The 19,054-nt window shown below is 34.9% G+C and carries 18 protein-coding genes; 9 read left to right on the top strand and 9 right to left on the bottom strand.

Going from position 1 to position 19,054, the window contains the following annotated elements; genetic code table 11:
- Positions 1–28: 28 nt before the first annotated feature.
- Positions 29–886, bottom strand: a complete 858-nt coding sequence (locus IPH52_24375) for an SCO family protein (protein MBK7058129.1) — start codon at positions 884–886, stop codon at positions 29–31.
- Positions 887–897: 11 nt separating this feature from the next.
- Positions 898–1,050, bottom strand: a complete 153-nt coding sequence (locus IPH52_24370; protein MBK7058128.1) for a hypothetical protein — start codon at positions 1,048–1,050, stop codon at positions 898–900.
- Between the two features lie 748 nt (positions 1,051–1,798).
- Between IPH52_24370 and IPH52_24365 the strand changes: the two genes are divergently transcribed.
- From IPH52_24365 to IPH52_24355, 3 genes are all read left to right on the top strand, one after another.
- Positions 1,799–2,428 carry a response regulator transcription factor gene (locus tag IPH52_24365; protein MBK7058127.1) on the top strand — a complete coding sequence of 210 codons (630 nt, stop codon included), beginning with the start codon at positions 1,799–1,801 and terminating at the stop codon, positions 2,426–2,428.
- Positions 2,429–2,587: 159 nt separating this feature from the next.
- Positions 2,588–3,742: a hypothetical protein gene (locus IPH52_24360; GenBank protein MBK7058126.1), complete on the top strand. Its 1,155-nt coding sequence runs from the start codon at positions 2,588–2,590 to the stop codon at positions 3,740–3,742.
- 312 nt (positions 3,743–4,054) lie between these two features.
- Positions 4,055–5,326 (top strand): glycosyltransferase, encoded by a 1,272-nt coding sequence (locus tag IPH52_24355; protein MBK7058125.1) that lies wholly within the window; start codon positions 4,055–4,057, stop codon positions 5,324–5,326.
- A gap of 9 nt (positions 5,327–5,335) precedes the next feature.
- Here the strand turns inward: IPH52_24355 and IPH52_24350 are convergent, their stop codons facing one another.
- From IPH52_24350 to lepB, 3 genes are all read right to left on the bottom strand, one after another.
- Positions 5,336–6,391 (bottom strand): glycosyltransferase family 9 protein, encoded by a 1,056-nt coding sequence (locus IPH52_24350; protein MBK7058124.1) that lies wholly within the window; start codon positions 6,389–6,391, stop codon positions 5,336–5,338.
- 1 nt (position 6,392) lies between these two features.
- A complete protein-coding gene (locus IPH52_24345) occupies positions 6,393–6,998 on the bottom strand; it encodes a DUF4254 domain-containing protein (GenBank protein MBK7058123.1) in 606 nt (201 codons plus the stop codon).
- Positions 6,999–7,069: 71 nt separating this feature from the next.
- Positions 7,070–7,618: a signal peptidase I gene (gene lepB / locus IPH52_24340; protein ID MBK7058122.1), complete on the bottom strand. Its 549-nt coding sequence runs from the start codon at positions 7,616–7,618 to the stop codon at positions 7,070–7,072.
- A 338-nt stretch (positions 7,619–7,956) separates the two neighbouring features.
- On the opposite strand from lepB, the gene IPH52_24335 reads away from it, so the two are divergent.
- From IPH52_24335 to IPH52_24310, 6 genes are all read left to right on the top strand, one after another.
- Positions 7,957–8,487 carry a gamma carbonic anhydrase family protein gene (locus IPH52_24335; protein ID MBK7058121.1) on the top strand — a complete coding sequence of 177 codons (531 nt, stop codon included), beginning with the start codon at positions 7,957–7,959 and terminating at the stop codon, positions 8,485–8,487.
- 77 nt (positions 8,488–8,564) lie between these two features.
- On the top strand, positions 8,565–9,479 hold the full coding sequence (locus IPH52_24330; protein ID MBK7058120.1) for an ATP-binding cassette domain-containing protein: 915 nt from the start codon (positions 8,565–8,567) through the stop codon (positions 9,477–9,479).
- A gap of 2 nt (positions 9,480–9,481) precedes the next feature.
- Positions 9,482–10,207: an ABC transporter permease subunit gene (locus IPH52_24325; GenBank protein ID MBK7058119.1), complete on the top strand. Its 726-nt coding sequence runs from the start codon at positions 9,482–9,484 to the stop codon at positions 10,205–10,207.
- Positions 10,204–11,880 (top strand): GldG family protein, encoded by a 1,677-nt coding sequence (locus IPH52_24320; GenBank protein MBK7058118.1) that lies wholly within the window; start codon positions 10,204–10,206, stop codon positions 11,878–11,880. The genes IPH52_24325 and IPH52_24320 overlap by 4 nt, the downstream gene beginning before the upstream one ends.
- Before the next feature lie 5 nt (positions 11,881–11,885).
- The gene (locus tag IPH52_24315; GenBank protein MBK7058117.1) at positions 11,886–12,881 is read left to right on the top strand and encodes a DUF4340 domain-containing protein; all 996 of its coding nucleotides are present in this window, start codon (positions 11,886–11,888) and stop codon (positions 12,879–12,881) included.
- Positions 12,882–12,962: 81 nt separating this feature from the next.
- On the top strand, positions 12,963–14,051 hold the full coding sequence (locus IPH52_24310) for a response regulator (protein MBK7058116.1): 1,089 nt from the start codon (positions 12,963–12,965) through the stop codon (positions 14,049–14,051).
- Here IPH52_24310 and IPH52_24305 read toward each other — a convergent pair.
- From IPH52_24305 to IPH52_24290, 4 genes are all read right to left on the bottom strand, one after another.
- Complete coding sequence (locus IPH52_24305; GenBank protein ID MBK7058115.1) at positions 14,023–16,926, bottom strand: PAS domain S-box protein; 2,904 nt, start codon at positions 16,924–16,926, stop codon at positions 14,023–14,025. The two genes, IPH52_24310 and IPH52_24305, sit on opposite strands and share 29 nt — an antisense overlap.
- The gene (locus IPH52_24300) at positions 16,889–17,329 is read right to left on the bottom strand and encodes a HAMP domain-containing histidine kinase (GenBank protein ID MBK7058114.1); all 441 of its coding nucleotides are present in this window, start codon (positions 17,327–17,329) and stop codon (positions 16,889–16,891) included. Before IPH52_24300 ends, IPH52_24305 begins: the two co-directional genes overlap by 38 nt.
- On the bottom strand, positions 17,319–17,477 hold the full coding sequence (locus IPH52_24295) for a hypothetical protein (GenBank protein MBK7058113.1): 159 nt from the start codon (positions 17,475–17,477) through the stop codon (positions 17,319–17,321). Before IPH52_24295 ends, IPH52_24300 begins: the two co-directional genes overlap by 11 nt.
- A gap of 178 nt (positions 17,478–17,655) precedes the next feature.
- Entirely contained in the window at positions 17,656–19,053 is a 1,398-nt protein-coding gene (locus IPH52_24290) for a PAS domain S-box protein (GenBank protein ID MBK7058112.1), read from the bottom strand.
- Position 19,054 lies beyond the last annotated feature (1 nt).

The raw sequence follows: 19,054 nt of genomic DNA, 5'->3' as shown, positions 1-19,054 counted from the left end.
CCAGATTAATATTCAACCAAGAATACATTTAGAATTCTCCCTTAGTAGTTGTATTTTTCATTTGTAATCTCCAAAACATAAATAAGAAAACCGCCATTATAATTACGGTAATAGCTCCGCCTAGTTTCATCAAATTGTATGCATACAAAGTGTATTTGTTCTTATTCGGATCAAATTGAAAACAAAATAAAGCAAATTTATCTGTGAAACTGCCAATTTTACCACTTGCAGCATCGATTAAGGAAAGCTTCAATTCTCTATCCCCAAATTCAATTCCATGTAAATAGCGGGAAACTTTTCCATCAGGCGTAATAATATACGCAACGGCTGGATGAATCCATTGCTTGATCGGTGCATTCCATCTGTATCTGAATCCTACTGAATCGGCAAGCTCTTTGATCTGCGATTCTTCTCCTGTCAAGAAATGCCATCCGTCTCCAGAACGCTTTGGATTTTCTTTTACGTAGTCCAAAACATAGGCATCTCTTTTTTTGGAAGCAAGCGCAGGCGTTTCATTGGGATCCATACTCACTGCAACAAATTCAAATTCTTTTCCTACAGTCCAATCCAAGGACTTGAAGACTCTCGAAATCCCATTTAGGTGAAAATTGCAAAGAGTCGGACATCGATAATAAATTATAGTTAGAAAAACAGGTCTATCGCTAGAATTAAAAAAATCCTTAAGCCTAACTAATTCACCCTTTTCATTCTTGAATTGCAAATTCAAGTTTATCTGATTTCCGTATTTCTCTACTATCTTCAAATCGACAATTTCATTTGGCAGCTCATTATTGCTTTCCGTATAGGCAGGGTCATAAGAATACAACGCTCCCGTGAAAAGCAAAACCAAAAGAGTAGAAAGAATTTTAATGAATTTTAAATGCATTCTTAACTTTATTATTTGCTTTTTTCCTGCTTTACTGACGCATTCGGCTTATCTACACCAACTACCCCAGGATGAATAAAAGAAATATATACAAAAAATAGTAAATTTAGCACTAGAATAACAAGAAATGTCCAGTATCCCTGTGGATTGTGATTATCGCTCATTGTTAGGTTCCTTAAACAATTTTAAAATTTACTATACATTAATTTTACGGGCTTAAGTCAATAGGATTCGGAAAAAGAATGAAAAAAAGATGAAACTTTTTCTCAAAACAATTCTCTACACCGCTTCGCTTTACTTTGCTGTTTAACAAAACGGATACAATGCGCATAGATGAATATGGCGCAATCCCATAATTTTCCCTGACTCTGTGCCTCTGTAGCAAAACCCAATTACCATTTAAACTATAACCGTAATTCGAATCTGACTCCAATCTAGAACGTATCTTCGAGCCGAGTTCGGCTTCTATCTGGCTTCTATGTCCCTTTTAGATGGCTTAAATGTTTAACGTATGCTCAATAGAGAGCCTCAGGGTGACATTTTTTGAACAACTCAAATACCTTTAGATTCCCGATTAAAATTTTCGAGAATGACAATTGAAAGCAATTTTGCTGTAGCCGTAAAGATTTTTGCTACAGAAATTACCGCTATTGTTTTCACGACTTTTACTTTTTGAGGTCAAAATTTTGAGCAAAAATTTCACCCGTTTTTTTACTTACATAAGCTTGCCTTACTCATTTCTAATGAAATAAAATATGCTTTTTTTTTAATAGACAGATAAAAGTATTTATAAAAAATCGATACCTACAGATAAGTATAAATAGAATAATTTATTTTCGAAGAGGAGAAAAGAATAATTTAGATTATCCTTACTAATTTAACATGAGTGGAAAAACTTTGGAAAACAAACTAATGAGAGTAATAATCGCGGATGACCATGAATTGATACGTAGAGCAATGACGGTTATCTTTCAAAAAATGCCAAACATAAAAATCGTCGGAGAAGCGGGTAACGGTGAAGAATTATTCAGCCTTTTAAAAGAAACCCCTTGCGATTTACTTTGCTTGGATGTGTATATGCCATCTTTCAACTTCTTTTCAGCTATTCCTATTTACAAAAAGCTGAATAAGAAAATGAAGATATTGGTGCTAACTTCAATGGATGATCACTTCTCTATCAAGAAGATTATCAAAGAAGACATTGATGCGATTGTGTCAAAAAGCGAACCAGCGCAAGTAATTACAGATGCTATCAACGCAGTAGAAGCAGGGAAAAGATTCTTTTCTTATGTAATTCAAGATATAATCAATAGCGAATATGTTCAGTCGCTTAGCCCAAATAAATTAATCGATGTTCTAACTCCGCAAGAAAAAAAGGTAATGTCTTTTGTTGCGAGAGGATTTAAGAACAAAGAAATTGCAAGAGAACTCAATGTTCAAGAATTTACAATTGATTTTCATAAAAAGAACATCAAAACAAAGATGAATGTTAGTTCAAATGCTGAGATTACAAAAATAGCAATAGAGCATAATTTACTCTAAACCAAATCTTAATCTGAATCATAGAAAAACCTGCCTTTACTAAAGGGCAGGTTTTTTTTTGCAAACCCAAATTGCCGCTTTGATTTTGTTCACACACCCAATGTTTAATTGCTTGTTTTTTTATTAGAATATAAGTAGTGTTTTTTTAGGAACAAACATATGAATCAAATTTCTAGAATTATCTTAGGCAAATTAGTATTACTCTTAACTTTTTTAACCTACCCAATCTTAGCAGAAGAAGAACAAAATCCATATATATGGATTGAGTGGGAAAAAAATTCCCAAGCAGTTGAATACCAACTTCAAATTGCTGACTCTGTTAAATTTCTTGGGATCCTTTATCAAGCTAAAACAAAAGATACATCTTTGCGTCTTCCTACAAATCCAAGTTTCCGATATGGAAGAATTGCCGCCATTGACCAATTTGGAATTCGTGGCTATTATTCAGATGTATTTGAAATTGAACAAAGAGTTGTAGAGCCAAAAAAACCAATCCCCGTTCAGCCTTTACCGGGTAACTTCCTTCCCGCAAGTCATTTAATCACTCTAGATGTGGTAGAAGGCAAAGCAAAAGGCTGGTCAACCTATTACAAAATCAACGATGGCAAATGGCTAAACTATCAGGGTGGAATTCATTTACAAAAAGAAGGCTCCAATGTGATTCAATACTATTCTGAGGACAGACTAGGCAATCGTGAAAAGATGAAAACGGTAGAATATATTTTAGATTCAGAAGCTCCTTTTGTGGAGTATGTATTTACAAACACATTTGTGGATAACGAGAAATTTCTTTACACAAGCCGTAACTCAAAAATCGAAATTAAAATAAAAGATGCACTCAGTGGAATAGAGTCCGCAAAAGTTTTTTTAAGAACTGGAAATGATTTCAAGGAAATGGATTGGGCTGTAAAAGAAGGAATCTCCATTCCAGAACAGTTCTCCGATCGAACAATAGAGCTATTTATTACTACCTCGGATAGATTGGGAAATACAAAAACGTATAGCAAATTCTTTCGCCATGATTTAAATCCGCCCGAAGTCCGAGCAGATATCCTTTCTTCTTTTGACGGAATCAAGCGACAAATCTATATTAGCCAGATTGAAGCCAAAGATTCCTGCTCGGGGGTTCAAAACATATTCTATTCCATCAACGGGGGTGAATCACAAGTTTATATCGAACCTCTCCGCTTTTCTGATCCAGGGGAGTATGAGTTAAAGTTCTATGCTATTGACAATATGGGCAATCAATCGAGAACTCAATTTGAAGTGATGCATATACGAGATCCCCAAAAAGCAAAGAAAGCTGTTAAATAAAAATTGCTTATTGCCACAGAGGCACGGAGACACAGAGAAATTTCGAGAGAGTCATATTCAATAAAAATGTTTATTTTCATAATTCAGATTAATGATATTCCGTTACTAAGTGATATTTGTTCCAACTTTTTATTATCTCTCTTTCACATGATGCACATGAATAAAAATGACACAATTCCATAACCCTCCGTGACTCTGTGCCTCTGTGGCAAAACATTCTGAGTAGAAACGATTTTTTTGTTATTTTTGATTGTGAAAGACAATGGAAAAAGAAAAACTGTCTTCATTGAGCTTAAAGGAGCCTGAGTAGTTATGAGAATCATGTATTTTTCTGATACGTTTTTGCCTAAGGTAGATGGAGTTGCTTTATCCATTAAGAATTTTTCTGAATTACTTTCAGATAGAGGTCACGAATTTTTAATTGCCTGTCCCAAGTATGGGGATGGAGATTTTTCAAGAATGAATGATAAAATTGCTGTGGAGAGGTTTACATGCGGTTACCTCCCGAGCTATCCGGATATCAAAGTAGTTCTTCCAAATCCTGACAAAATCAAAAGACTCATTAAAGATTTTAAACCAGAGATCATTCACATTCATACACCCGGACTACTCGGTCAATACGCAATCAGCGCAGCGGAAAAATATGGTATACCTACGATTGGAACCTATCATACACTGATGGCAGAACAAAACACATACGTATCTTTCTACCGACTCTTAAAACTAGATAAACTATTCATGAAGATCAATCGATTTGATAAAGAATTGAAACTAAAAGATCTAGTGAAAGTTCAGAAATGGGACAACTTCAATATCAGAAAAAAAATCATTCTAAAACTTTGCAACAATCTATACGACAGATGTGATCTAATCATATCCCCCTCTAATCTACTCAGAGAACAGCTTCTTGAATATGAAATTCGAAAACCAATTACGGTTGTTTCAAACGGAATGGATTTATCTAGATTCAAAGGAAATATTCGGGAGTTACCGGCTAATCCTAAGTTGCTTCATGTAGGAAGAATTTCTTACGAAAAAAACTGTGATGTAATCATCAACTCTTTCAAATTAATATTAAATAAACTTCCAACTGCAACTCTTACCATCATTGGAGAAGGTCCTGCAATCGCTACACTCAAACATCAGGTAGAAAAATTAAACTTAGTTGATAAGATTCTATTCGCTGGTTTCATTGACAACTCGAAGCTCCATGAAGTGTATCCACAATATGATTTGTTCTTAACCGCGTCTACAATGGAAACGCAAGGACTTGTAATACTTGAATCCATTGCCTGCGGCTTACCAGCAGTTGGCGTTAAATCATTTGCGATTCCCGAACTGATTAAGGACGATAAGAATGGTTATTGCGCAGAGCCATTTAACTCAATCGAAATTGCTGATAGATGTATAGAAATTTTAACAGACGCTGAAAAATACAAACGCTTCTCTGAAAATTCCATTAAGATAGCATCAGAGCATGAACTCAATGGTTGTGTTTTAAAAATGGAAGATGTTTACGAAAGAGCGATTATTCTACACAAAGACAAAGAAAAGAAAGATCATCTTCTTAACTTATTCATGTAACAAGTCTGCCTACCAAAGAGTATTCACGTTTAAGACGAAGCGGATACGTTTGATTACATCCGCCGGGTCTATCATCTCCATACAGGCAAAGTCTTTTCTGTAGCAAGTAGTGTTTCCATAAATACTACAGGGTCTACAGGGAAGATGCTCCACTTGCAAAACTCCTGAATCTTCCTGACCATAAGGACCAAATCCAGAATAAGGATGAGTAGTTCCAAAGATTCCAATTACAGGTTTTTTGAGTAATGCCATCAAGTGAATATTTGATGAGTCCATTCCTATCATCAAATCCAATTTTTCCATGATACCCAACTCTCCACGGATACCCATCTTATCCCCTGATACTATAAAACAATTTTCTAGATCACCCTGAATCACCTTTAACTTCTTTCGCTCTTCTGTGGATCCGAAAAGAAATATACAGGCATTAAACTCTGTTTGAATTTGCTTCACTAAATGAATGGACTTATACATAGGCCATTCTTTTAATTCATGACCGGCAAATGGTGCGAAACCTACCCAGAGTGTTTCCTTTTTTTTAAGCCCCATCCTCTTAAAAAAATCCTGTGCATATATCTTTGAGTCAGCATCCACATTGATCCAGGGTCCTCTGCGTGTAACAGCCGGAAACCCCGCATGTTCAAATACTTTTAAATATCGATCCACTGTATGTGGTAGATTTTTTAATACTTTATTTTTCCTTTTAATTTGTTCATTTTTTTCTTTTCTACCCTTGTTTATTGTGAAGGTAGGAATTCCTCTAAGTCTATATATAAAAGAAAAAGCACGACTTCGAAGACTGGAATGTAAATCAATGATTTTATCATAAGGACCCAATTTTTCAAGCTCCTTATAAAACTTCCAGATTCCTACAATGCCTTTGTATTTCTTGAGGTTAATGCCAATTACGTTTACATTCGGCATATTGAAGAAAAAGGGAGTGAAATTTCCGCGGGTAACAAGCGTTATTTGAACATTGGGATAATTGGCAGATATTGCAATCAGAGCAGGTGCTAACAGTGCCACATCCCCCATTGCCGAAAACCGCATTACTAATAAATTCATTTTATGATTTTTCGTTCGCGTAGAGCGCGGGGTTCAAATTCTTATCGTTATACATTTTCATTTGACGATATACTTTCATAAATTTTTTACCCTGTTGCAAGTCTTCTAGCAATTCATTTAAACAAGTAGAAAGATCTTTTCTTTGTTCGAGTAAGACAGCGAGTTTAGCTTTGCATTGATTTATATGCGACTCATCTGCATCCTTTCTTTCAGTTTGCTCTTGCATATGGTAGATTTTTAATTCTAAAATACTCATTCGATCAATGAGCCAGGCAGGAGTCTCTGAATTCAATCTCGCTCCCGACTCGATAATTACTGTTTTATAAAGATTTAAAAAATAATCATCGAGGACTTCTACCAAATTAGTTCGCTCTTGATTGAGCGCATCTATTTGTCGTTTGAGCTTTGCAATTTCTGAGTCGGCAATATCAGCTCTACGTATCTCATCTTCTACATGCCATTGGATTGTATCGATGTGATTTTTAGAATAGAGAATATAATCCATTGAATCTTTTTTGTATGGATTGGTTGCCGGCGATAAATGGACATGCCAGTTTTGAATTGATTTTTGAAAAACGAGTAAAACATCTTCTGGTTTAAAATTCATTGCTCTGCCTGAAAAAAAGTTTTATTGAATGCTAATGGTATTTTTTTTAATCATTCTAATTTAGGCAAGTGCTAAAAAAGAACTTTGCCTAAAATAGAATCCTGCGGGAAAAGCCCTAGTTCCCTAGAATCAATTCCTTCATCTCGATTATCGGCTAATAGAAAATAGGTTTTTTCTTTCACTAGAATTTCATCTAAGTTGTCTCTCTTAGAAAAAGAAGGAGCAAAAGGGGAGCGCTTATCGGTAAGCAGAATTTTATCTGATTCTGAAATTTGATTCCCATTGCGAAATAGCTTTTTATTTTTTAGAGATACTCTATCACCTTTTCTTCCAACTACGCGGGCAAGCAATACACTGCCTTCTGGATTTAATTTTACTAAAACAACATCCCCGATGAGTAGCTTATCTTTTTGAAATAAATAAGTGATATAAATTCGCTCTCCTTTTTTAAATTCTGGATTCATAAAATCATTTGGAATTGTGTATGGAAAAAAAAGGAAAAACTTTGTAATAAAAACAATTGCCAGAGACAAAAGAGACGAAACAGATAATCGAATAAAAAAACGTTTAAAGAATTCTAAATGGTCAGGCAGTTGCGACTTTGGTTTATAACTTTGCATGGGCAGTGAATACCAGAAATTTCCGAAAATTGAATCTAGCAAGTAAAATTAAGAAAGATTAAAAACAACAACTGTTTGATTGCCACAGAGGCACTGAGTCACGGAGGAATTTCAAGAGAGAGTTCGTTTAACAAAATAATGTTTATTTTCCAATTTCATGCGTATGTTTGTGAGTTTAAAATATAAAATTAACTTCCCCGCTCTCATTAAATTGATTACTTAAATAAACAAAGAGAAATTCTGAACCTCTCTGTGTCTCTGTGCCTCTGTGGCAAAAAAGATTTCTTATATGTAATTTCAGGGATGACAGGAGGATCATTTTAATTTTTTATATCCTTATGATTTATGAATTTAAAGGAATTCGTCCTGCTATTGCAAAGTCTGCATTCATTGCTCCTAGTGCAGAAGTCATTGGAGATGTAAAGATAGGAGAGAATACTTCGATCTGGTTTCAAACTCTGATACGTGGTGATGTAAATTATATTAGAATTGGTGACAACTGTAATATTCAAGATATGTCTCTCATACATGTGGCGCGTGACGTCTATCCAGTTAATATTGGAAATAATGTTTCGCTTGGACATAGAGTTACAATTCACGGAGCAACCCTAAAAGATTTTTCTTTCGTAGGAATGGGTGCAACTGTAATGGATGACGTTGAACTCGGCGAATACGCATTCGTTGGCGCAGGATCCCTAGTCACTCCCGGAAAAAAAATTCCGCCAGGAGTATTAGTGATGGGTAGTCCCGCAAAAATCATTCGAGATATAAATGAAAAAGAGCGCGAGATTATCACACGCACCGCTGCCAACTATCAAAAATACAAAGACAATTATCTAAACCAGGAAACCTTTAAACTCTTACAATAAAAGCTTGGTATTATAAAAAAAATTTTATCGACACTAGACCGTTTTCTACAATTTTGTTCTAATCAAGGTGTATCAGAATGTTACGTGTAGAAAATTTAACTAGAAAATTTCAAAACAAAGTAGCCGTGAATAACATCTCCTTCTCAGTAAAACCGGGAGTCATTACGGGACTACTTGGTCCAAACGGCGCGGGCAAAACAACGACTATGCGCTTACTCACAGGCTATTTAGAACCAAGTTCAGGATCTATCTATTATGGCACTCATGCTTTTCTAGAAGATCCAATTACGATTCAGCAGAAGCTCGGCTACTTACCAGAATCCGCTCCTCTCTATCCTGAAATGCTTATCAGTGAATATCTAAATTATATGGCAGATATTCGTGGTGTGGCTACTCTTGATAAACCATCACGAATTGAAAAGATGGTGGAAATCTGTGAGCTATCATCGCATTATAATACTCCGATTAGTTTTCTTTCAAAAGGATTTAAACAGCGGGTTGCTTTAGCCGGAACATTGATTCACGATCCCGAAATAATTATTTTAGACGAACCTACATCAGGACTTGATCCAAATCAAATTTCACATATCAGAACTTTAATCAAAGGACTGGGTAAAGAAAAGACTTTGATTTTATCTACTCATATCTTGCAAGAAGTAGAAGATATTTGTGATGAGGTAATCATCATTAACCAGGGAAATATTGTAGCCAATTCTTCCGTAAAAAATCTACATTCCGGTTTCTCTGTATCCATTCAAGTAGGCGCAGAGTTAAATCAGGTGAAACCGCTATTTGCAGCCGCGCCCTTTCTGAGCGTAGAAGAATTCCCAGAAATAAATGAGGCAGGATTTAAAGGCTATCTAGTGCATATGACTGAATTAAAACCAGAAGTAGTATTTGCGACACTTGCAAAATCCAGTCTACCAGTAAGAGAGCTTAAAGTATTTAAACGCTCTCTAGAATCAATCTTTGAGGAGCTAACACGTAAGTAACCATGAGAAATATAAAAACAATTTTTCGTAAAGAAGCATCCACTTACTTCAACACACCAATAGGGTATATCTTCAGTTCCTTTTTCTTACTTCTAATTTCCTTTTTATTTTTCTATGGACTGGGAGGAAATTCATTTTGGGATTTAAAAATCGCAAGTCTAGAGCAATTCTTTTCTTGGATTCCAATACTTTATATAATTTTCATTCCTGCTATCACAATGCGAATCTGGTCTGAAGAAGAAAAGTCAGGAACAATCGAAGTTCTAATGACACTACCAATCAGAGACTACGAAATCGTTATCGGTAAATTTTTATCTGCTTGGATGTTTTTAACCGTTACCATTCTTTGCACCCTACTCGCTCCCCTAACAGTGCGTATCCTAGGCGACTTAGATTTCGGTCTTGTTCTTATGGGGTATATAGGGACTATCCTCTTGGGAGGTGCTTATATCAGTATTGGATTAATCATTTCCTCTCTCACGCGAGATCAAATTTCTGCATTCATCCTTACACTACTTGCTTGCTTTCTCATGTTTATCATGGGATATCAGCCTATACTCAAATTCTTTGGAAATTTTCTAGGTGGATTTATCGCATTTCTTTCCCTCTCTCAACACTTCGAATCTTTTCGAATGGGAGTATTTGATCCGAGGGATGTTCTGTATTTTATTAGTTTTATTAAAGTAATTTTATTTTTAAATGTTTTTGTAATTCGAGGTAAAAAATGATAGAGTTTTTTTCTAAACTAAATAAGAATTATAAATTTATTTCCTTTAGCACTTTCTTAAGCTTTTTCCTATTCAATTATCTAATCAGTGATTTCTACTGTCGCAAAGACTTATCAAGGGAAAATCGTTTTAATCTGACAGACAGCACTGAAAAAGTTTTACAAAATCTTCCTGAAAAACTATACATTGATGCATTTTATTCTTCCGATGTTCCAGGTGAGCACAAAGCCAGACTTAGCCTCACAAGAGAGCTAATTAAAGAAATCGCAAATGTAAATCGCAAAAAAGTAGAGCTTAGATTTCATGACCCCGACTCCAATGAGTCGGATAAGAAGAAAGCTACAGAAGCAGGAATTAAGCCGGCTCAATTAAATCAGCAAGAAAGAGGCTCTGTCGAAATCAAGCAAGCCTACTTTGGAATTAAACTCACCGTAGGCTCAAAGTCCACAGTTATTCCAAATGCCTATTTCGCAGAAGCAATCGAATACCAGATATTATCCTCACTTAAGAAAATGCTTAAGAAGAATAATTCCTCTACAGTTGCTATTCTTAAAACTGCCGGCGCATTTTTAGCTCCAGAACAAACACAGGGAATGGGAAAAGATACCTTTGGACTTTTTGTGCACAGAGCATTCGCTCCTGAAAATGGAGAAATCCAAGAAATCAATGTAAATTCAGAAAGCATTCCAGATGAAATTAAAACTGTATTATGGGTAGGCTCTCCTGACTTAACGGATAAGGGCAAATACTATATAGATCAATTCCTAATGCGTGGTGGAAACCTTTTAATCTTTGCAAAGACTTTTAACTTCCAAATGGGCGGGCAAAATCAAATGGCCGCGATGATGGGTGGAGGCAATGAAGGATTAGCCCAACCTGCGGCAGAAGTAGGAGCAATCAATGCTTTTCTTTCTCATTATGGAATAGAAATTAAAACTGATATGATCCTTGAGCCAGATGATTCTTACGCAGTGACTTCGATCTTTCAGCAATTGACGAATCCAAATGCGGAAGCTTTCCATTATCCGCTCTGGGTTATTCCGAGAAAAGAAAGCGGAACAATCAATCCAAAGAGTCAGTTCACAAAAAATGCCAGTGCAGTTCTACTTCCATGGACGTCTTCTATAGACGTGAAGTCTGACAAGCAACCGGGAGCAGTATACACAACATTGATTGAAAGCACTAAGAAGGCTGACAAGAGAGCTGAGTTTGTTATTGTAAATGAAGAAAAAGTTGCCAAACAGCCAATCAATGCGCAAAATACAAGTTTTGTGCTAGGGCTGCATGTAGAGGGAAACCTAAAATCTTATTTTACAACAGATACTGTTCCCAAAGAGACAACAGAAGCATTTATCGACAAAACAAAAGAAGGAAAGAAAAGTCAAATCGTAGTCTTTGGAAGTCCTTATATTGTTTCAGATATGCTTGCGACTAACGACTATCTACCCCTATTCCGAACCAACTTGAGCTTTGTATTAAACGTCATAGATATACTCAGTGGAGATACAGACATGCTTTCTCTTAGAACCAAGCAAGTATACACTAAGAATTTAAAGGATGTAAATAAAACTGAAAAGTTCATTTATAGCTTCCTTAATATTTTACTCCTTCCAGTGGGCATTGGAATATATGCCTTTCTTCGTTTGAAAAAGAGAACTTCAGGTAAAAGGTAATTTCCATGAAATCTATTTTAGAATACTACAATAAAATTTTTAATTTTTGCATGAATAATGCAGCTCTTACACTGACAACGATTAACATTATTTTTCTTCTACTTATATTCATTGTAAAAGATCCATTTGGATTTAGAATCAGCAGTTACGATCAAGCATCTACTTTCTATAATACAAATTCTCCAATCACAAAAATCACCGTAGAGAAAACAAAACTTCCGGATTCAAAGTTTGAACTTAAAAAAGGAAACGATGAATGGAGTCTTTTGGCAAAGGGAAAAACTCTTCCCGTTGACAAAGAAAAAATGGATTCACTTTTAAAATCTCTTTCCAACGCGAGAAAATATACGCTTGTTAGCTCTTCAAAAGAAAGAGCGGACGAGTATGGTTTTAACGAAGATGAAATTCGTATAGAATTTTTTGACAATGTCAATTCTATCGGTTACTTCCTAGTAGGCTCTGTTGCTACCTCCGATGCAAACAGTAGTCATATAAAGTGGAAAGATTCAGATGATATTTACTTAATAGAAGAAAATCTGAAAGCAGCAACCAACCGGGCTGATTTTGTTCATTTTCTAAACAAAAAAGTATCTCCCATTGGGCTTACATCAGAGGAGATAATCGGTATTACCCTTAAAAGGATAGGCAATAGCTATGAGATTAGAAAGACAAAAGCTTGGAATCTTGAATCCCCTAAAAAAGGAGAGATTGCAAACGAAGATATGAGCACTACTCTCTCTAAACTTTCTTCTGTTAATAGCGATGATATTTTAGTAGATGAATCAGTGTTATCTAATATTGATGCCAATCCATTCGAGTTAAGAGTAGATTTTAAAAGCAAAGATGGAATTCCTAAAAGCTATACAATTCTATCCGCCGGATTTGATAAAAAGTTAAATACTTATTATGTGCGAAAAAATAATGAGCCTATAGTATACAAACTAAGCGAGTATTCGATTAAATCAATTCTTGAATTCAAGCCTGAGACTCTAGTGAAGTAATTGATAATTATCCATTGACAAAACTTTGTTCATCAGGCGACAGTAACTTATTGCCTGATATTAAGATTTTTGGAGAAATAAATGGCTTATACTATTTGCGTTGTTGATGATGAAGAAATGAGCGAGAAAATGCTCAGCTTAATTCTCAAGATTGAGAAATACAATGTCATTTCTGCCTCGAGTGGAAAAAATGCGTTAAAGCTACTCGATCAACAAGTTCCTGATTTAATTCTTCTTGATATTGATATGCCTGAGATGAGTGGTTTAGAACTTCTTTCCATTATAAAGTCAAGATCAGAGCTAAGAGAAATTCCTGTAATATTTATAAGTGCCCATCAGGATATAGATACAAAGGTGGAAGGATTGCGACTCGGAGCCATTGATTTTATTTCAAAGCCTTTCCAAAATCCAGAAGTCATTACAAGAGTAAAAGTTCATCTCGAAAATAGCTTGCTTCATAAACAATTAAAGGAATTAAATAATAAGAAAAATACATTCTTTTCCATCATAGCAAAGGATATGAAAGATGATTTGGATGAAATTTTTTCCAGGATTACTTCTCTACAAGACTTCATCAATGTGAATGATATGAAGGCTGCGAAAGAATCATTAGCAAAACTAAATAAATTCAATGTCGAAACAAAATCCTATCTCAAAAATTTAATCTACTGGTCCCGGCTTGAGACAAATCTGATTAAACTCACAGCAGAAAAAATCAGTTTATCGAAGATCATGAACGAAATTGTAAAAGAATACACTGAAACTATTCAATCTAAGAAAATTACTGTAGAGAGTGAGTTAGCACAAAATGAAGTGTTTGCGCTCGCAGATGAATACGCAATGAAAATCATCCTCGAAAATTTATTTTCCAATGCGATTAAGTTTACAAACTATCATGAATTTATAAAAATTAAAACAACTTCCGATTCAGAGAAGATTACAATTTCAATCATAAACAAAGGCATGTTTTTTACCAAGCCTTTACAGGAAAAAATATTCAAATTTGAATATCATATTGATAGACCTCTTGATGATGCAGAAAAAGGATCTGGACTTGGCTTAGCATTATGTAAAGAGTTGGTAGAAAAAAATAGCGGCTTATTCTGGATTACTACAGATGGAAATATAACAGAAATTAGTTTTACTTTACCGTTGGCGAATAAAGCCTAACGATGAATTCTGTGCCTTTGTTTGGCTCACTCTTCACACCAATATAGCCTTTGTGCTTATCTAAAAATTCTTTGCACAGAATTAAACCAAGCCTAGAGCCTTTTTCCCCATTTGTGCCTTGAATACTTGGTTGCTTTAGATCAATTCGAAAGAGGCTTTGCACAATTGCTTCGCTCATACCTATACCATTATCCTGAATTTTAATTTCAGTGAACTCTGATTCTTCTCTGGCGGAAATTAAAATTTCACCATTCTCATTGGTATACTTAATTGCATTTCCAATCAAATTCCGAATCACGGTATTCATCATATCAAAATCAAAGTAGGCAAATACATTTTTATCTACACTACTAGTTATGGAAATTTTTTTATTCTTAGCAGAAATAATAAACAAATTGATATTCGCTTTAATCAAATCGTGAATATTATACTTAAAGGGGTTAAACTCTATTTGCCCCTTTTGCGATCTTGACCATACTAAAAGATTCTCAAGCAAGATATAAGCATTTTTTGTAGAGGACTTGACAATTCCCATGAACTCACTGTATTCCTCTTCTGATAATTTGCTTTCTGTATTTGTAATTAATTCTAGAAGTGAATTTATGTTTCCTATCGGACCTCGCAGATCATGGGATATAATCGAAAAAAATTTATCCTTTGTCGCATTTGAATTTTTTAACTCTTCGGAAACAATTCTAAGTTCTTCGTGCGCAACTTTGTAAATATCAATATCTACATGAGTTCCAATGGCTCTAAGCGCCTCTCCTACCTCATTTCTTTCAATCACTTTTCCGTGCCCTAATATCCATTTCCACTTACCAGATTTAGTCTTCATTCGATGCTCCATTTGATAAACTTCTGTATCGCCATTCAAATGCTTCGTAAGACAATCGAATACAATTTCTCTATCCTCAGGATGTAACAATTCTTCCCATGAAGTAACATTAGGCGCAATATCTGATAGTTCATACCCAAGCATTTCAGCCCAGTAATTGTCAAAAATGACTGCACCAGTTTTAATATTCCAATCCCATGTTCCTTCCTTGGCACCTTCTAAAGCAAGTTTCAATCTAGTTTCACTTTCTAGCAATAATCGTTCTGCCTCTTTGCGCTCAGTAACATCATGCACCATACTAAATAAGATATTTTTTTGGTTAATAGTTATTGGTGTTGAATATACTTCTACATCCCTTATGTCAGAATTTTTTAATCTATGCTTAAAATTAAAATAATTTCTCATAAATAGAGAAGCATTCTGCATTTCAGCTTTTATTTCTTCTGGACTCAGGGTATTAATATCTGTTACCCGCATTGACTTTAATTCGTCAACTGAATAGCCATAATAATTCTGAGCAGCGGAGTTTGCGTCTAATATTTTGCCGTTCATTGGATCGATTAATAAAAATATGGCTTTATTCATTTGAAAGAAGCTTTTAAATTTTTCTTCACTCTCCTTGAGCGCAAATTCATTTTGCTTTCTTTCTGTTATATCCCTTCCGGAGGCATATAGGTAGTATTCGCCTTGAATCATTATTCCGATTGCATTAATTTCTACATTGCGGACAGTTCCATCTTTTCTACGATGCATGGTTTCAAACATTTGTGGCTTATGAATAAGATCCTCAATTATCTTCTCAAGCTCAGATTCATTCCATTGCACGTCCCAGTCTTTCACTTTCAGAGTTTCGGCTTCCTCTTCCTTATAACCAAGATGCCTTAAGAAAGCAGAATTATAATCAAGGAGATTACCGCGAATATCCGTAATATGAATTAGATCCGTAGAAGTCTGCATGATGAGTCTATGTTTTTCTTCACTCTCGGCTAATTTTCGTTCCGCAATAATTTGAGCTGTAATATTTTCTTTAATTGCAATGAAATGACTAATTTCTCCTAATTGATTCTTTAGAGGAGAAATGCTTGTAGACTCCCAATAAAGTTCTCCATTCTTTTTTTTATTACGAAAGATTCCTTTCCATCTTTGACCAGAGCCTATAGTATTCCATATTTCTTTGTATTCTTTTAGAGATGTATACCCTGATTTCAATATTCTGGGATTCTTTCCGATTACCTCTTCCGACAAATAGCCTGTAATCTCCGAAAAACTAGGATTCACATATTCGATTGCACCATCTGTATCGGTAATCATTACCGAATTCGGACTTTGCTCGATTCCCATTGTTAACTTCTTAATTCTCTGATCTGCCATCTCTTTTTTTATGATGAATATATCAATGCACATAAGTAAGAAAGCAAATGGAATCAGAACTACGCCTAACAAAAAAATTGTATAAGAAATTCCTAATGCATTATCACGTTCAAAAATTGACTGAATATGAGGCTTATCCCAAAGTAGAAAGTAAATCGACCCTGAACCCAAAAATATTCCGCATATCGCATAAATCGATGCAGTGAAAAAATGACTTTTCAATTTCCATTTTTTATTCTTTACTAAAATAAAACTGGAAGAAATAAAAAGAATGGAACTGGAGAGAGTGAGAAAAGCAATGCGTTTTAAAATATCTGGAAACACAAACGTGTAAAATCCAATAAGACTCAATCCTATGGCAAATAAAAAGTAGGCAAGATAATGTCTTATCTTAACTTTCAAGAAAGACGCAAGAATATTAAAGCTCATGGATAATGAAAAAAGAATTAAACCATAACCAAGAATAACTGATGCATAATCAGAATTAGCCTCACCAACAGTTCCAAGAAAAATCCATCCCGCAGCCTGCATTAATACAGTAAGAGCCCATCGCCTTATTTCCCAGATTTGTCCTAGGTAGCCATGCGAAATTGTATAAAGTCCAAGCCCAATAAATAGAGAACTAATCGAATTAAAAAGAATTAAGGTTTTGGGGTCGAGGTTCATCATGATTATTCCAATAAAGCCGAACTAGAAATTCACTTCCCTGATTCGGTTTGGATTTTACTGTAATGCTTCCCCTGTGTTTGTCAATAAATTCCTTGCATAGAATCAAGCCAAGTCTAGAGCCGTGCTCACCCTTTGTTCCTTGTATGCTTGCCTGTTTTACATCCAATCGAAACAAACCATCGCGTATCACTTCGCTCATTCCTATCCCATTATCCCTCACAACAAATTCAGTGAAGTCCTTAGTTTCAACGGCAGAAATATTCACCTCTCCATTTTCCCTTGTATATTTGATTGCATTACTGATTAAATTCCTAAAGACAGTATTCATCATTTCAAAATCAAAAAAGGCAGATACTTTGTCCTCAATGCTATTTTTTAAAAGTATATTCTTGTTAGCCGCCATGGAAGAAAAAAAGACTTACATTAGAATTAACAATTTCATTCAAAGCATATTTCTTCGGGTTAAAATCAATATCCCCTCGCTGTGAACGAGACCATGTCAAAAGATTTTCTAGTAAACTCATAACATTCTTTGCTGAAATTTTTAGCATACTCATAAATTTGTCATTTTCTTGTTTCGATATCTCATTTTCTTTACTAGTAACAATTTCTAAGATTGAATTGATATTTCCAATTGGACCCTTTAAATCATGTGCAATAATGGAAAAAAATTTGTCCTTAGTTGTATTTGAATCTTTCAGTTTTTTTCTAATTTCTGTTAGTATGAGTTCATTTTTTTCTAACAGTTATATCCCTTGCTGCTGCATATAAGAAGAATTGGTCTTTAATCATTATACCAGTTGCGCTGATTTCGACATTTACAAGTAATCCATCTTTTCGTTTGTGAACCGTTTCGAAAATTTTCGGATTCTTGATTAAATCTGGAATAATTTTTTCCAATTCAATTTGATTCCATTGTGCATCCCATTGATTGACATTTAAATTCTTCACATCTTCTTCTGTATATCCGAGATGCGTTAAAAAGGCAGAGTTGAATTCGATGAGATTCCCATCCAAATCTAGTATGTGAATCAAATCCCTCGACGTTTGTAAAATGAGTCTATACTTCTCTTCACTTTCCTTGATTTTTTTGTCTGCAGCTATTTGAGCAGTAATGTTTTCTTTGATCCCTATGTAATGTGTAATTTCTCCTCTCGCATTCTGAATTGGTGAGATGTTTGCGGATTCCCAGTATAATTCTCCATTTTTCTTTTTATTGTGAAAAATTCCTTTCCATTTTTCTCCACTTGCAATCTGTTCCCAAATAGTCACATATTCATTATGAGGTGTGAATCCTGATTTCAATATTCTAGGATTTTGACCAATCACCTCTTCTCGGCTATAACCTGTTACCTCCGAGAACCACGGGTTGACATATTCTATTTCCCCTTTTGTATTTGTGATCACAATCGAAACTGGACTCTGTTCAACTCCCATTAGCAACTTTTGTATTTTCTCATCTGACTGCATTTTCTTAACAATGTATCTATCTATACACAATAATAAAAAACCAAAGGGCAAAAGCATGACTGTCAAAAAGAAAATAAGATAGCCAATGTCTTGCATTAGATTTTGCTCAAACAGTGAATTGATTGGATTCGAATGAATTATATAAAATACTGCGCGACCAATTAAGGAAATACCGCATATCGCATAAGTTGCGCTAATAAAATAATGAACCGAATGACGACTTAAAGGCTTAAGCAAAGCAAACGCAGAAGAAATCTGAATCAATGCTATACTAATTGATAAAGCTATTGACCTCTTCGAAAAATCAGGTTCAATCATTTGATAATAGCAAATAAAAAGAGTTGCGATTCCAGTTACTAGATACGAATAATAACGATTTGCCTTTATATTTAGAAACTTGCAAAGAATGTTAAAAGTCATTGCCTGCGATAAAATAAGTAAACCATTGCCCAAAATGATAGATATGAAATCAGGAATTATTCCGCGCAATACTCCAATGATTATCCAACCGGTAGACTGAATAAAAGTGGAAAGTGCCCAACTTCTGATTTCCCATATCTGACGGAGATTACCGCGCGAAATTATATAAAAGCCAAAGCTAATAGAAAGAGATCCGATTGCGTTAAACAGGATTACAGTTTTGGGATCAAGATTCATT

The organism is Leptospiraceae bacterium (assembly GCA_016708435.1).
Classification (GTDB): Bacteria; Spirochaetota; Leptospiria; order Leptospirales; family Leptospiraceae; genus UBA2033.
Note: the sequence above shows the minus strand (reverse complement) of the source record. Positions and strands in the feature narration are given on the sequence as shown.

Excerpts from the sequence above, each read along its gene's own strand:
- IPH52_24375 (MBK7058129.1), bottom strand. The coding sequence starts at position 886 with ATGCATTTAAAATTCATTAAAATTCTTTCTACTCTTTTGGTTTTGCTT.
- IPH52_24370 (MBK7058128.1), bottom strand. The coding sequence starts at position 1,050 with ATGAGCGATAATCACAATCCACAGGGATACTGGACATTTCTTGTTATT.
- IPH52_24365 (MBK7058127.1), top strand. The coding sequence starts at position 1,799 with ATGAGAGTAATAATCGCGGATGACCATGAATTGATACGTAGAGCAATG.
- IPH52_24360 (MBK7058126.1), top strand. The coding sequence starts at position 2,588 with ATGAATCAAATTTCTAGAATTATCTTAGGCAAATTAGTATTACTCTTA.
- IPH52_24355 (MBK7058125.1), top strand. The coding sequence starts at position 4,055 with ATGAGAATCATGTATTTTTCTGATACGTTTTTGCCTAAGGTAGATGGA.
- IPH52_24350 (MBK7058124.1), bottom strand. The coding sequence starts at position 6,391 with ATGAATTTATTAGTAATGCGGTTTTCGGCAATGGGGGATGTGGCACTG.
- IPH52_24345 (MBK7058123.1), bottom strand. The coding sequence starts at position 6,998 with ATGAATTTTAAACCAGAAGATGTTTTACTCGTTTTTCAAAAATCAATT.
- lepB (MBK7058122.1), bottom strand. The coding sequence starts at position 7,618 with ATGCAAAGTTATAAACCAAAGTCGCAACTGCCTGACCATTTAGAATTC.
- IPH52_24335 (MBK7058121.1), top strand. The coding sequence starts at position 7,957 with ATGATTTATGAATTTAAAGGAATTCGTCCTGCTATTGCAAAGTCTGCA.
- IPH52_24330 (MBK7058120.1), top strand. The coding sequence starts at position 8,565 with ATGTTACGTGTAGAAAATTTAACTAGAAAATTTCAAAACAAAGTAGCC.
- IPH52_24325 (MBK7058119.1), top strand. The coding sequence starts at position 9,482 with ATGAGAAATATAAAAACAATTTTTCGTAAAGAAGCATCCACTTACTTC.
- IPH52_24320 (MBK7058118.1), top strand. The coding sequence starts at position 10,204 with ATGATAGAGTTTTTTTCTAAACTAAATAAGAATTATAAATTTATTTCC.
- IPH52_24315 (MBK7058117.1), top strand. The coding sequence starts at position 11,886 with ATGAAATCTATTTTAGAATACTACAATAAAATTTTTAATTTTTGCATG.
- IPH52_24310 (MBK7058116.1), top strand. The coding sequence starts at position 12,963 with ATGGCTTATACTATTTGCGTTGTTGATGATGAAGAAATGAGCGAGAAA.
- IPH52_24305 (MBK7058115.1), bottom strand. The coding sequence starts at position 16,926 with ATGATGAACCTCGACCCCAAAACCTTAATTCTTTTTAATTCGATTAGT.
- IPH52_24300 (MBK7058114.1), bottom strand. The coding sequence starts at position 17,329 with ATGGCGGCTAACAAGAATATACTTTTAAAAAATAGCATTGAGGACAAA.
- IPH52_24295 (MBK7058113.1), bottom strand. The coding sequence starts at position 17,477 with ATGCTAAAAATTTCAGCAAAGAATGTTATGAGTTTACTAGAAAATCTT.
- IPH52_24290 (MBK7058112.1), bottom strand. The coding sequence starts at position 19,053 with ATGAATCTTGATCCCAAAACTGTAATCCTGTTTAACGCAATCGGATCT.